Raw genomic sequence first — 14,362 nt, 5'->3', positions numbered from 1 at the left:
TGATTCCAGTCCTTTCCTAACCGGCCCTGATTCTTCAAACTTAATTCGCCTACAGTCCCGATGCACACAGCGTTGTTAACACAATGCGTTTTAGACACAGTGCCATAGATAGGAGTCGAGGCAAATGAAGCTAACGCTTCGGCGATCCCGTTTCCTGATCCCAATGACTATGATCATCGCACGTAGGCCGGTTGTGTCCGCAGGATCGCTCCGTGTACGCCCGCTTTCCTGACACAATGAACTCTAAGTCAAAAATAGCATCAGTCAAGGAATTATGCCTTGACAAAGCCCGTTTTTTGACCTTTCGGCCTCCCAGAGGGTATGTCGCCCGCTTCATTGTGGGCTTGAATTCGGCCCCAAAGTTGCTCAAACGCCCCAAAACAAGCATTTCTGGCGGCATTGCCCCTTCGGTTTTGCGAGTAATCCTACGGCGGTGTTTTTAGACGTCCCGGAACCATTAGGGCTTTTCGTTCGTCGTACTGTTAGGTAGACACCTCTGTGTGAGTACCGAAGCAGCGTGACATCTTGAGGCAATTTCAAGACTTTCACTGAAATCGCAGGCCTCCCACTCCTCGTGACCGGTTCAAACGAAATGGTTCATGCCCTTCACAGTAACGATGATTCAATGCCCTCTCGCGGCAAGATGTTTACGCCCAAAGCAGCGACCGAGATGCTGCCTTTACTGCGGATCATCCTGAGGGAGGCATTGCAGTTAAGCCATTCGATCGAGCGGCAGCGGGACCAAATCGCGGGAATCGACCGATTGGCCGAGCGAATGGATCACCCTTCGTATCAAGAAGAGGTGCACGACATTCGCGTGAGCTTGGCCGAGGAAGAGGCAAAATTGGAGCGGTGCATTGTGGAATTGACCGAACTAGGGGTCACGCCTCATTTGCCGCTGAATGGAATCATCGATTTCCCGACCATTGTCAATCGCCAACCGGCCTGCCTGTGCTGGTCGCTCGGCGAAGATTCCGTCGATTACTGGCACGCCCCTGGCCAAGCCCCGGAACTGCGACGTCCGCTGCCTCGGAAAAGTTTTGGCACCGAGAAATGCCTGTAAATTGTCGATCGATTCCGTCCCGTTTCGATACGGGCGTGCACAGCGTAAACGCTTCCTTCTGAAGCATCTCTTTTTTTGAAGAAACGGAGTTCAACGAGATGAATCAAGCCGATCCCGCTAAACCCGCAGAATCGATCGTGCTTCGGGGAGCCCGATTTAACGTGCACGCGATGTCGATCGTGGGCAGTGATGGCAAGACCTATGTCCGCGAGGTGGTTCGTCACCCGGGCGCCGTCGTGATTTTGCCGCTGCTCGACGACGACACGCTCGTCATGATCGAAAACAATCGCCCCACGGTGGGCGAAACCTTGTTGGAACTGCCCGCCGGCACACGCGAACCGGGTGAACCGGCCGAACAAACTGCGTTTCGCGAACTGATCGAAGAAACCGGCTACCAAGCGAAATCGGTCAGCTTGGTCCACGAATTTTATTCGGCTCCGGGAATCAGTGACGAGCTGATGTTGTTGTACGCGGCTCGCGATTTGACCCGCGGAGAACATGCACGCGAAGCGACCGAACAGATCCAGAATCGCATCGCCACTCGCGAAGAGGTTCGCAGCTGGATCGCCGAAGGGCGGATCCGAGACGCCAAAACGCTAGTCGGTTTGTATGCGTTTTTGGCGGGAGCGTTTTAGCAGAGAAGCAAAACGACTTGTTGAATTAGCCTAACTTTCGAATGCTTCGTTTCACCGATAGCCCAATGCCATCTACTTTGGTAACCATTGGGGGGCTCAAGTAGTGGGACTCGCCAGAATTCCCATCTTTGCTGTTGAAACACCAGAAACTCTGGCGAGTCCCACTACCAAAGTAGATGGCATTGGCCGTTAGCCGATAGGCGTATCGCCAAGGGATGCGAGCACGCCATCGGCTGAGTGTGAAACGATTAAATCAACAAGTCGAAAAACTCGAACCGATTTTTGCTTGGTCGGTTTGTCTTGGTGCCCGCAATGTGAATGCGAGCCGGCTGGCTTAGGAGTTTTGGATCGGTTGCCCGGTTCCCAGTTGTGCGAGCACTTGCAGCACGCCATTGAGATGCGCCAAACGGGGACCAAAGCGATCGACGAATTCATTGAGCATGAACTCGCCTTCCATCAAATGGTCTTCGTTTTCCAAGATCTCTTCGGTCAAACTATCCAGGAAACCGGTTTGGACTCGGCTTAATGTTTCAGCCGCTTGTCGGCAAGCACGTGACAATTCGGGATTCGAGTCCTTCCACTGCTGCAACTCGCCGGCGCGTTGTTTTTGGATCGCCGCGTTCTGCTGGATCAAATCTTGCAGCAAACGATTCTGCTGATTCTGGCTCGCCACCATTTGACGCAACAGTTCGATGGTCAAACGGCTCTCGGAGATCGAAGAGTCAGATCCAGATTCGGGAGAAACGTCAATACGGAACATAGGCGAGGCAGGTTCCTGGTCGTAAGACATGGCGTGGTTTCCTATTGCGTTAACTGCGAGGGCGATAAAGTCATCGAGGCACTGAAAAAAACACAACGGCGGGGCCATCGTTGCAGTGCATCAACAAAATTGCCTAAAAACAAATGGGCCGAACAATATTTCAAACAGCATTTCAAACAGCGGACATTTTTTACCGCGGACGCTGCGGGCTAGCGTGCTTGCATTCATTGCCGTGGCGTGATGATTGCCCCGAGTATAACCAGCAAAAAATGGAGTTGTCGAGCAAACCGTGCTGACAATCGAAATTTCTAATCGAGGCGGTGAACTTGCCGACCGATCCCCCTAAATCACCTTGACCTCACCAACCGCCTGGATTACCAGCGGGCCAAATTACAGATTCAACCGTTAAAGTCGGCATGACCCGAACGCCGATGAGTTCGCTAGGGATCGACCGCTCCGAAAATCCCGCTGTGTCCGGACGCGAAAACATGATCGTCCCGACGCTGTGGAGTGGCGACCCCACCCGTCTCAAACGCGTCGCGGTCGCCGTGGTCCCCAATGCCATGGTTACTGCCAACGGCAACTTCTCGTCCGTTATTGAACAAGTCCGATTTCCTCTCACCCCCGTTAAGAACTGAATGCCCGATCCGACCAACCCGACGATTGGATACTTTACGGTGGTTCAAGACGACCGCACCGGTTGGACCGGAGGGTTGTTGATTCTGAACCGCAGTGGTCGCCCGGTCGAGTTTCAGTGCACGCTGCCCGTCCGTCCGTCTCGAGCCCACGAGATTCTGTTCGGGACCACGATGCGAGACCATTTGATCGGCGAAGTGATCGGCCCGATGTTGGTCACCAAATGCCGCACCCCGTTGTCGCTGTTGTGCTGTGACCAAATTGAATCACTCTCGCTGAACTCACAAGGCAATGTGCCGGTAGCCCTTGTTTCCGAAGCGGCCGAAGGCGACGAGGGTCCAATCACTAACGACATGCTGACCGGGGCGTCCCAAGTTGCGTTGGTCAACGCCACACTGCATGTCCCACTGGAACGCGTCAGCGCCGTCGAATCACTGGCTCAACACTTTGAAGACATGCCCGATGCGATCGAACCGTTCGAGCGAATTCGTGAAGCGATCCGCGAGGCCCAATCGCAAATCGCACGCGCCGCTTAGTGAAGTTTAAATTCGTTTAGCAGTCAGCCGATGGCGTACTTGCATCGGTTATGCGTACGGCTAACGGTTGAACGATGCATTCTAAAGACAAACTAAATCAAATCGCAACGGTGAGCCGTGGGTCGTGAGGCACCGGGTAGTGCGTAGGCCCCGGCGACTGACGCGTCGCGGCTCAATAAATCAACAAGCCGTTGACGAATTCCGCTACGGATCGAAAGAATAAAAGCCCTTATGTTGAACGTCGAGATTAACTCGCAAGCCAGTTGGTGTGAGAGCGATCTTGTTCCGACGGGCACCTACGAATTGGCGATCGATGCCATCGAACCGCGGTCGTTGCCGATCCGTGTGTCACCGCTGAAGGCTCGCGTCACAGGATTCTTGTTTCCCGAAGCGAACCAATGGGTTCCACCGAATGCGAAGCCTGCGGCACCAGGCAATGAATCGAACAGCGTCAAGATCGCCGAGGCGACGAAAAAGAAGCCGAAGGTCGATCGTAAACGCCACCGCATCAAACCGCCGAACGACGTCGTCAAACTGCAAGACCGTCTGTACTACTTACTGCAGCCCCCGTTGGATTTGTTGGTCGGCAGCGGCCAATTGAATTTCCCCTTTGAACCGTTTCCATACCAATTGGATGGGATTGCGTTCATGTTCCCCCGATTCGCCTGCGTTTTGGCGGACGAAATGGGACTGGGAAAAACGATGCAAGCGATCAGCACGATTCGATTGCTGCTGTGCAGCGGCGAAGTGCGTAGCGTGTTGCTGGTATGCCCTAAACCGTTGGTTTCGAATTGGCTGAGAGAGTTTCGCGTCTGGGCGCCGGAGATTCCAGTGGCTGCGATCGAAGGCAATGCAGCCAAACGCGAGTTCCAGTGGCGTTCGCCTGAGATTCCGGTCAAGGTTGCCAATTATGAACTGTTGATGCGTGACAAAGAAACGGTGCTCGAGAGCGGATTGCATTTCGACCTTGTCGCACTGGACGAAGCACAGCGGATCAAGAACCGCAACAGCACGACCAGCGAGATCGTCAAAGCGATTCCGCGAACCCGGTCATGGGCATTGACCGGCACCCCGGTTGAAAATTCGCCCGACGACCTCGTTGGCATTTTCGAATTCCTGTCGCCCGGCTTCTTGCAAATCGGCATGCCGATGCCACAAATGGCTGCGGCCTCGCGCGAGTACATTCTGCGCCGCACCAAAGACATGGTGCTCGACGATATGCCGCCGAAACTGTATCGCGATGCTGAATTGGATCTCACCCCCGAGCAGTGGTCCACGTACGAGCAAGCGGAATCCGAAGGGGTGATTCAGCTCGAAAAACTCGACGAGATGTTGACGATCCAGCACGTGTTTGAATTAGTGCTGCGGCTGAAACAGATCTGCAATTTCGATCCCGTCTCGGGCAGCAGCACCAAGCTGGAGCGTTTGGTCGCCGATATGGAAGAGGTTGCGGCGAGCGGCAAGAAGGCGATCGTGTTTAGCCAGTGGGTCAATAGCATTGACCAGATGAAACCGGCCCTGGAGCGGTTTGGGCCACTGGAATATCACGGCCGAGTGCCTCACAAGCAACGTGAAGGGGTGATCGACAAGTTTAAAAACGATCCCGACAGCCACGTGATCTTGATGAGCTACGGTGCGGGAAGTGTGGGATTGAACCTGCAGTTCTGTGAATACGTTTTCCTGTTTGATCGCTGGTGGAATCCGGCGATCGAGGACCAAGCGATCAACCGAGCGCATCGGATCGGAGCCAAGGGCGCCGTGACGGTGACGCGAATGTTGGCCATGAACACGATCGAACAACGTATCGCGGCGGTCTTGGATCAGAAACGTGAGATGTTTGACACCTTGTTCTCCGAACAGGGTGGCCCGGTGGCAGCGGGCGGTCTGAGCCGCGAAGAGATCTTTGGTCTGTTTGATTTGCGTGCCCCGTGCGGCAAAAAGGTCGCTTGATTCTATAGAGAGTAGCGTTTGACTGATCGCCGGAGCCATGGCGACGCGGAAAGCCACTCGCGGTGGTGAATTCCTGCTATAGTGACAGTTCCTCACCTGCGAAGAGCAACCCCACCTCTACCTTCGCTGTCGCCCCGTCCGTGTTCAGGAAAGCGTGTCACGTGCTTCCCGCAGCCTACCTATTTCGGTGTCGCCTGATCTGCCGTGCGACGTTCCTCTTTTTGCTGGCCTTGACCACACTGGCGTTTGCAACCCATGCGTCTGTGTCCGCGTCGCCACCGGAACCCGGCGTCTCAGTGGACTTTGCTACCGAGGTGGCGCCCCTTCTGGAAACGAGGTGTCTGAACTGTCACAACGACGTGGATCGCAGTGGGGACGTTTCGCTAGCGACTGCAACCGACTTGATCGACAGCGGAGCGATTTCAATTGAACCTGGCGAGACCAGTCGATTGATCGAACTGATCACGCCAACCGATGGCAGTGCGGAGATGCCGCAAGACGCTCCGCCGCTTTCGCCCGCAGAGATCGACGTACTGAGCCGATGGATCGCCAGTGGTGCGAATTGGCCTGAGGATGTGATACTAATCGAACCATCGATTTCCGATCGGGATTGGTGGTCGCTTAGGCCGCTGGCCGCACCCGTGATCGACCCCACACCTACGATCGCACCAAATGCCTCCACCCATCCGATTGACGTGCTGGTCGATGCCAAGTTACGCGAAAATGATCTGCGACCGGTCGGCACCGCAGATCCGGCAACCTTGGTCCGCCGACTGCATTACGATCTGACCGGGCTGCCGCCAACACCCGCTGAAATCCAGGCGTATTTGGAAGAGGATCAGTCGGCTCCCAATATCGCCTACACCACACTCGTGGACCGTCTGCTTGATTCGCCCCGTTTTGGTGAGAAGTGGGGGCAACATTGGCTGGACGTCGCACGTTATGCGGAAACGCATGGATACGACAAAGACAAACCACGCAACAACGCTTGGCCTTACCGCGATTATGTCATTCGCAGTTTCAATGACGACAAACCGTATTGGCGATTTGTGCAGGAACAAGTTGCGGGGGATGCATTGTTCCCAGGCGATCCCGACGGCATTATCGGATTAGGATTTCTCGCAGCCGGCCCTTGGGATTTCATCGGACACACCGAGGTCGGCGAAGCAAAACTCGACGGTCGGATTGCCAAACATCTCGACCGCGACGAGATGGTCTCGGCCGTGTTCAACGTTTTCATGAGCACGACGGTTCAATGCGCCCAGTGTCATCATCACAAATTCGATCCGATTCGTTCGGACGACTACTACCGTTTGCATGCGGTGTTTGCGGGGATCGATCGAGCCGATCGCGTCTACGCTGGATTGTCGCCGGAACAAAAGCAACGACAACGTCGGTTGACCGAACAAATTGCAGGGTTGGAAAAACAGCAAGGTGAAATACAGGCCGAGCGAGATCGTGCGATTGGCGAGCACACCGCAGCGCACGATCGTCATATCGAGGAACTGATCCAGCGGCACGGCATCGAACCGTCCGCTACGTACGGTTACCACAGCCACATTGCGTCCGCGCCAGACACGACCAAGTGGGTGCAGATCGATTTTGGGGAACCTCGTTCGATCTCGCTGATCCGGTTAACCCCCGCCTTTGACAATTACAACGCGATCGGTGCTGGGTTTGGATTTCCGCGTCGGTACCGTATCGAGACGTCCAATGACGCGCAGTTTTCCGATGCGTCAGTACGTTGTGTTTTCGACGCTAGCGGCGAAGACCAGCCGAATCCCAAGCTTGAGCAAATCGTAGTTGAAACGACGGGTGACTCCTTTCGTTATTTGCGTGTGACGGCCACCAAGCTATCCCCGCGGCGCAACGATTTCATCTTTGCGTTGGGCGAAATCGAAGCATTGGATTCCGAGTCGGGTGAAAACGTAGCTCTGCATGCCGCCGTCAGCTCGCTCGACAGCATCGAGGCCGAGCCTAGGTGGAGTGTCAAGAATTTGACCGATGGCATCGTCTACCGCCGCGTCGAAGGGGAATCTGCGATATCGAACTTGATCCAGTGGCAACGAGAACGCGACGAAATCCTGCAAAAATTGGATACATCCCATTTCGAGTCACGGCTAACAAAAATCGCTCAGTCGCTCGACGACCTGCGAACACAACTGCGTCAATTTCCGGTGGGCGCTAAGGTATACGCGGTGGCAACGCACTTCGATGCGCAAGGCAAATTCAAACCAACCGAAGGCAAACCTCGCGCAATTCATTTACTGCACCGCGGTGACCTGCGATCACCGGGCGAACGTGTCGCTGCGGGACTTCCGATGCTGTGGCACTCGAAATCATCCGAGCCGGATCTTGCCGATAGCGAAACGGAAGCCGAGTCGCGAGCAAGTTTGGCTCGCTACCTGACCGTTCGTGAGAATCCATTGGTGTGGCGGAGCATCGCCAACCGGATCTGGCAATGGGTGTTTGGCAAGGCTTTGGTGAGCACCCCGAATGATTTTGGCCGGATGGGAACGCTGCCAACGAATCCCGAGCTACTTGATTATTTGGCCACTCGGCTACGCGATGATCCACAACAATCGATCAAGGCAATCGTGCGATTGTTGGTCACCAGCCGTGCCTACCGCCGAGCGAGTTTCCACAACGAGCACAATGCCGCCATCGACTCAAACAACACACTGCTGTGGCGATATAACCGTCGACGATTGACCGCCGAAGAGTATCGCGACTCTCTACTTTCGATCGGCGGTGTGCTGCGAGTGGACGAACGCGGAGGCCCAAGTTTCCAAGATTTTGTGATTGAAAAACCGCAACACTCTCCGCACTACGAATACCATCTTCACGATCCCAATAACCCCAAATCGCATCGACGCAGCATCTATCGCTTTGTCGTCCGTAGCCAGCCGCAGCCGATGATGACGACACTCGATTGTGCCGATCCATCGATCAGTGTCCCGCAGCGTGACGAGTCGACCACGGCACTTCAGGCTCTAACGCAGTGGAACCATCGCTTGACCGAGGCGATGTCGAAACACTTTGCAGCGAGAATCAAGACGACGCCCGGCATGGAAACGGCAGACCAGCAAATCGATCTCGCCTGCGTTCTGACATGGGGGCGATCGCCCGATGACCACGAGCGCGCGATGCTGCGAAATTTGATGCAGACGCATGGCGAAGCAACCCTAGCGCGAGTGCTGCTGAACACCAGTCAATTTATCTATGTGGAATAACAAGCCCATGAACCACCCACGCTCTCCGCTGTCGCGACGCTCCTGGATTGGAAACGGGCTTTCGAGTTTAGCGGGTATCGCGTTTGCCGACTTGCTTGCCCGAGATCATGCTCGCGGCGCATCGAGTGGACCGACACCTCGGCTGCATCACCCTCCGCGTGCTAAACGCGTTGTGCAATTGTTTATGGCAGGTGCCGCCAGCCATGTGGACACGTTTGATTACAAGCCGCTTCTAAAAAAGCAACATGGCCAGCCTTGGGATCCGGGTGAACAGGTGGAACTGTTCCAAAGTACACCGGGGGCATGCATGGCCAGTCCGTGGGCATTCAGACCCTACGGTGAATCGGGCAAAATGATGAGTGACATTGTCGCTCCTTTGGGTGACGTGGTAGACAAGATTGCGTTCATTCACAACGTCGTGGCAAAAACGGGCGTCCACAGCCAAGCGACGCTGCTGCAGACGACCGGTTTCCAATTGCTAGGATTTCCAAGTGCGGGATCGTGGGTCTCTTATGGTCTGGGTAGCGAGAATGACAATCTTCCCGCCTTCGTCGTCTTGCCCGACCACCGCGGCTTGGCCTCCAACGGTGCCAAAAATTGGGCCAATGCGTTCTTGTCGGCCGAGCATCAAGGCACCGTCATCCGTCCTGGCGACGAGACGCCGATTCGCGATCTGTTCGCTCCCGAAAGCGATTTCATCACGGCTGAAAGTGACGTTGCCGGCTTGGAAACGCTTCGCAAGCTGAACCTCGCCTACGCGGAAAAGCGTGCTGATGACAACCGGCTTGCCGCGCGAGTGCGATCGTACGAGTTGGCCGCAGCCATGCAAATCAGTGCCACCGATGCACTGGACGTTTCGGCCGAACCACAATACATCCGGGCGATGTATGGGCTCGCCGACGAAGGATCACGGATCGATGATTCAGTCATCAACACACGGGCCGAGACGGAATTTTTTGGTCGTAAGTGCTTGGTCGCCCGTCGTTTGCTTGAGCGGGGCGTTCGTTTTGTGCAGGTTTGGAGCGGCAATGACAACGGGCATCCGCGACGTAATTGGGACAGCCACGAGAACGTCCAGCGTGACCACGAACCTTTGGCACGTGGCATGGCGACGGGAGCCGCGGCGCTGATTAAAGATTTGGAACAACGTGGGATGCTCGACGACACCATCATCCTGTGGACGACCGAATTTGGACGAATGCCATGTTCTCAAGGCAGCCAAGGTCGCGACCATAATCCATTCGTGTTTACAAATTGGTTGTGCGGAGGCGGCATCCAAGGTGGCAGCTATGGCCCGAGTGATGAATGGGGCTACAAACCACAATCGAGTACGCAGCGCACCGAAGTCTATGACATCTACGCAACGATCCTGCATCAATTGGGAATCGACCACACGCGATTGGCAGTACGAAATAACGGGATTGATCGCCGTTTGACCGACGTCCACGGGCATGTTTTAAAGGAAGTCTTGGCCAGTTGAATCCGACAATTGATTGGAAAACCGATTGCCACGAACAACGCTGCTGAAGTTACGCAAAACCAGGAGTCACTGGGTTGGTTGGCAGTTTTAGCCAATGCCGTGAAGGTTGTGGACGTCACTTCGAATGCTTCGTTTAACCGTTAGCCGATAGGCGTACGCGATTCAGATGCGAGTACACCTGCGGCTGACTGTCAAAAGATGAAATCGACAAGCCGTTAAACACAATTGTCACCGCGGCTAAAGCAAATCAAACGCGTCGGTGCTGGCAAAAAAGGCCTCGATGGAAGTGTCCAGTGACGATTTTGTTTCGGCGGCGCCGCGTGAGTCTGCGTCCGCAATCGGGACCACTCGCGTGGGCGACCGCTGCAACGCTGGTTCGGCGAAAGGCCCGTTTGACTGTGGCGTGGCCACCACCGTCACCACTTCTTCGCCCGCAACCAGTTTGCGTAAATCGATGGGATCCAACCACGGCGTGGCGGCTGTGATCGCAATCTCCAAATCGGATACGCTTTCCAGTCGCGCCAGTGCATTGATCACTTGCAACGCATCCAAGGCCGAGACGACCCCATCGCCACTGACGTCGAAATAGCGATCGGGCCAATCAATAACTGCGAGAGGATTTTGCAATCGTCCGTCTTCGAACGAATAGGTCTTTGAATCGAGTTCATTGATCACCAGCAAGGCGTCCGCAGCGGTAATCACTCCGTCGTTGTTTGTATCGGACTTGCGAATTAGATTCTGCCATGGCAACGGCAATCCGGCTTCGATCACTCGTGGCAGCGGATTGCGTTCATTGACCAGCGAACGCAAAAAGATTCCGTTGCGAATTCGAGTGGATCCCATCCGCCAATCCGCCGGATCGCTAAGCCATATATTGCCGCCCGCGAAACTGCCCACCTGGATCGATTCACTTTGCGGTGCTAAACGCGATACCGCATCCGCATCAATGAACAAATCGCTCGCGGCGTCTTCGGCAAGTTGGATGACGGCAAAATTGCTTGTTTGATACACATCCCCACGCAATCGGACGGGTGTCGCCGATGTCATAAACTGAAGCGTGTTTCTGCCACCGCCTCCTTCGAACCGAAGATCGATCGTATCGACGAGCGATTCAGGGTCGAAGTCGAGACGGAACGTTTCATCCGCGGCGGTGCCAAGCACCCATATCGCTCCGGTTTGGATCACGATCCCATCGTCGCCGGACGGCGTGCCCTTCGGCGTACTCTGAAAACGAAGCCCATCGTCGTCGCGGGTGACAAAGAATCCGTTGCCGAGTGAACTCGAGTTGGACGCCACCGTGCTTTGGATTAACGTCACGGCGACATCGTTTCCATAGATTCCGCCCGCGGATACGGCAGCGTGGTTTTCAATGACGTTGCTGTTGATCAGCGTCATTGACCCCTGATTCAATACGATCGCGCCGCCTCGATTTGTGGCGACATTCCCGGTGATGACCGAGTCATGCAGTTCGATGTGAGCGTCATTGGCAAAAATCGCCCCGCCCTGGTCGGCGTGCCCGCCGGTCAGAGTCATCGACTGCAAATTCACTCGAACACCCGCCCCCAAGACGGAAAAGATACGACTTGCTCCCTCCGCGTCGATCATCGTCGTTTTTAATTCGTCGCCGACAAAGACGACATCGTCGCGGATGTCGATTTCGCCAAGTTGAATTCGCAGCGGCGAGGCAACGGACTCCGCAAACCGCACTTCGAATTCGCCCGGCCTCGCATTGGCGATTGCGATGGCTTCGCGAAGACTCATTTCTAAATTCGCTGCACTCGCGGGGTTAGGGTCCGCTTGATCATCGGCGGTGGTCACGACCACAACAAGATTGGTTTCGGATTGCTGCTCGTACGATCCGAGATCAACACTACTTCCCACAATTCTCGCGTACAGGCCTCCACGTTGATCTGTGTCTGCGATCGGTAGAGCGGCCGCGTTCCCAGCGTCGATTGCCATCGACGACGGCATCAACGCATGCGTCGGAGTCGGGCCGCCGTTCATTGCCAGTGGCTTTAAAATGTCCTGGATCGGAATCACGCTACGTCCTTGCGGCGAAGCTTGTCCGACGATATTCGAGTCCTGCCCGTGATCGAATCCGCCGTCCGACGTGGGATCCCCAATCAGGTTGAACGATCCAGAAAATGCACCACCAAAGGCTGATAAATCATTACCCGTTGTCGCTTCATTGCCAGCGACAATGGAATGAGTCAGTGTTGTGGCGGCGTTGGCTGAAACGATACCACCGCCGAGCGAATCGGCAGTATTCCCGGAAATCGTGCTCTGCAATATCTCGGACGTCCCGGTGAATTGCAGCAGTCCGCCGCCATTCTGTGTAGCGTGGTTTCCTGAGATCGTGCTCTGTTCGATCCGGCTCTGATGGCTCAGCGTCGCTCCGCCGCCAAAGCGGCCTTGATTGTTGTCGATCGTGCTGCTTTGGATCACGGTTTCGCTGCGGGGTGCCGAATAAATGCCGCCGCCAAGCGAATCGGCAGTATTGCCTGTGACGCGACTGCTCTGCAGCGTCAAGTTTTCCGCCGACCAGATCGCCCCCCCACTGCCGAAAACGCCCGTCCCACGCGTCCGACCGCCAGTCAATTCGACGTCGCGAATAAGGACGTTTATGGACCGGTTCGAATCGCGGTCGTCGATCGTGAACACTCGCGAATTGCCTTTGCCATCGATCGAAAGACGCGACGCCCCAAGCCCGACCAGTTCCAAGTCATCTCGGATGACCAATTCGCCGAGCGACAATTCTATCACGCCTTGCGTCAGCGACGGATCAAACTCAATACGATCCAGCCCGATGCTTGCGTTGGCCAGATCGATCGCTTCGCGCAGACTGAGGTCCGACATGTCGTTCGCAAGCGGATCGGCATCCCGTTCATCATCAAGCGTCGTCACCACAAACCGATCCACCGGCAACGATTGCAATTCATACGCACCGATGTCCAAATTCGAATCCCCAAACGCCTCTGCCCCACGGGCAAAAACGCTACCACGCTGGTCGCTTGTCAATGCGTTTCCGAGTTCGTCCACGGCCACCGAACGGCGTGCCGCACCGATAGCGGGATTGTCAATTTGATGGACCAACGCATGAGTTTGCGTGACGCCGCCGTAGAAATCGAGCGGCTTCAACACAGCCGAGAACGGCCATGACACACGTCCGCCGCCCCCATCATCTCGTCCCAAAATATTCTCACTCTGCAGCGAAGGATCGAGTCCACCGCTGGACGCCGGATCGCCGATCAGATTATTGCGTCCCACCGTCGGCGATGCCGTGACCAAATCCGAACTGTTCCCTAATACGATTGAATTGCCGAGCATTGCGGTGCTGGTTCCATCGGAAAACAGCCCGCCGCCCTGTGCGGCAACATTTAACGCGATCGTGGCATGAGTCAACGTGGACCCACTATCGACATCGCGAATCCCGCCTCCGTTGCCGCTCGCAACGTTTCCCGAGACGGTACTATTGATCAACCGCGCGGTGGCATCGAATTGGAACAAGCCGCCGCCATCGGATTGGGCACGATTGCTCGACAGCGTGGATTGGTGAATCGTCAAAACACCAAAATGATTGTAGATGCCGCCGCCATTCCCATCGGTTTCGTTGTCGGCGATGGTCGCGGTGGTGATCGCGACGGTGACGCCGTCGTTGTAGATCGCACCGCCACCGAGCCCGGCGGAATTGCGGGCGAACGTCGTCGCGTCGAGTTTGGCATCGCGGTTGCCCGCCAAGCCGATCGCGCCGCCGTAGCGAGCCGCAATGTTGCCGGTGAACGTCGAATTCTGAACATGCAATTCGGCAGTTTGAGTGAAGATCCCGCCGCCACTGGACGCAGAAACATTGCCAGCGAAATGAACCTCGTCCAAATGGATACGGCTGTCTGCAGCGGCATACAGCCCGCCGCCTCCCACATCATGTTCACTTCCCAGGGCCTCGTTCGCTTCGACCGCAACGCGATGCATCTGTAGCGTGCCGGCGACCCACAGCCCACCACCACTGGCGACCCGCTGCCCCTGAGAGCTGTTTGGCAAAACACCTTCGCTGCCATCATCGGTGGCGATA

At 55.7% G+C, this 14,362-nt stretch carries 9 protein-coding genes; 7 read left to right on the top strand and 2 right to left on the bottom strand.

All coding sequences use genetic code 11. The features are described 5' to 3' along the window. The first annotated feature begins 625 nt into the window (after positions 1-625). Positions 626-1,063, top strand: coding sequence for a DUF2203 domain-containing protein (locus RMSM_RS20360; RefSeq protein WP_040768482.1), 438 nt, complete (start codon positions 626-628; stop codon positions 1,061-1,063). A 98-nt stretch (positions 1,064-1,161) separates the two neighbouring features. Next, the gene (locus RMSM_RS20355) at positions 1,162-1,698 is read left to right on the top strand and encodes an NUDIX hydrolase (protein ID WP_008700453.1); all 537 of its coding nucleotides are present in this window, start codon (positions 1,162-1,164) and stop codon (positions 1,696-1,698) included. 334 nt (positions 1,699-2,032) lie between these two features. Here RMSM_RS20355 and RMSM_RS20350 read toward each other — a convergent pair whose 3' ends face one another. After that, positions 2,033-2,488: a hypothetical protein gene (locus RMSM_RS20350; protein WP_040768480.1), complete on the bottom strand. Its 456-nt coding sequence runs from the start codon at positions 2,486-2,488 to the stop codon at positions 2,033-2,035. Positions 2,489-2,874: 386 nt separating this feature from the next. On the opposite strand from RMSM_RS20350, the gene RMSM_RS20345 reads away from it, so the two are divergent. From RMSM_RS20345 to RMSM_RS20325, 5 genes are all read left to right on the top strand, one after another. Further along, positions 2,875-3,096: a hypothetical protein gene (locus RMSM_RS20345; RefSeq protein ID WP_008700445.1), complete on the top strand. Its 222-nt coding sequence runs from the start codon at positions 2,875-2,877 to the stop codon at positions 3,094-3,096. After that, positions 3,097-3,630: a hypothetical protein gene (locus RMSM_RS20340; RefSeq protein WP_008700444.1), complete on the top strand. Its 534-nt coding sequence runs from the start codon at positions 3,097-3,099 to the stop codon at positions 3,628-3,630. A gap of 231 nt (positions 3,631-3,861) precedes the next feature. Beyond that, a complete protein-coding gene (locus RMSM_RS20335; RefSeq protein ID WP_008700441.1) occupies positions 3,862-5,580 on the top strand; it encodes a DEAD/DEAH box helicase in 1,719 nt (572 codons plus the stop codon). Between the two features lie 263 nt (positions 5,581-5,843). After that, on the top strand, positions 5,844-8,813 hold the full coding sequence (locus tag RMSM_RS20330; RefSeq protein ID WP_160168335.1) for a DUF1549 domain-containing protein: 2,970 nt from the start codon (positions 5,844-5,846) through the stop codon (positions 8,811-8,813). Positions 8,814-8,820: 7 nt separating this feature from the next. Then, complete coding sequence (locus RMSM_RS20325) at positions 8,821-10,293, top strand: DUF1501 domain-containing protein (RefSeq protein ID WP_008700437.1); 1,473 nt, start codon at positions 8,821-8,823, stop codon at positions 10,291-10,293. Between the two features lie 237 nt (positions 10,294-10,530). On the opposite strand, the gene RMSM_RS20320 is transcribed toward RMSM_RS20325, so the two are convergent. After that, a partial coding sequence (locus RMSM_RS20320; RefSeq protein WP_040768476.1) for a choice-of-anchor Q domain-containing protein occupies positions 10,531-14,362 on the bottom strand: 3,832 nt, incomplete at its 5' end.

Origin of the sequence: Rhodopirellula maiorica SM1, from assembly GCF_000346295.1 — a bacterium.
Taxonomy (GTDB): Bacteria; Planctomycetota; Planctomycetia; order Pirellulales; family Pirellulaceae; genus Novipirellula; species Novipirellula maiorica.
This window is presented reverse-complemented; position numbering and strand designations above follow the sequence as displayed.

Excerpts from the sequence above, each read along its gene's own strand:
- RMSM_RS20360 (WP_040768482.1), top strand. The coding sequence starts at position 626 with ATGCCCTCTCGCGGCAAGATGTTTACGCCCAAAGCAGCGACCGAGATG.
- RMSM_RS20335 (WP_008700441.1), top strand. The coding sequence starts at position 3,862 with ATGTTGAACGTCGAGATTAACTCGCAAGCCAGTTGGTGTGAGAGCGAT.
- RMSM_RS20350 (WP_040768480.1), bottom strand. The coding sequence starts at position 2,488 with ATGTCTTACGACCAGGAACCTGCCTCGCCTATGTTCCGTATTGACGTT.
- RMSM_RS20355 (WP_008700453.1), top strand. The coding sequence starts at position 1,162 with ATGAATCAAGCCGATCCCGCTAAACCCGCAGAATCGATCGTGCTTCGG.
- RMSM_RS20340 (WP_008700444.1), top strand. The coding sequence starts at position 3,097 with ATGCCCGATCCGACCAACCCGACGATTGGATACTTTACGGTGGTTCAA.
- RMSM_RS20325 (WP_008700437.1), top strand. The coding sequence starts at position 8,821 with ATGAACCACCCACGCTCTCCGCTGTCGCGACGCTCCTGGATTGGAAAC.
- RMSM_RS20345 (WP_008700445.1), top strand. The coding sequence starts at position 2,875 with ATGACCCGAACGCCGATGAGTTCGCTAGGGATCGACCGCTCCGAAAAT.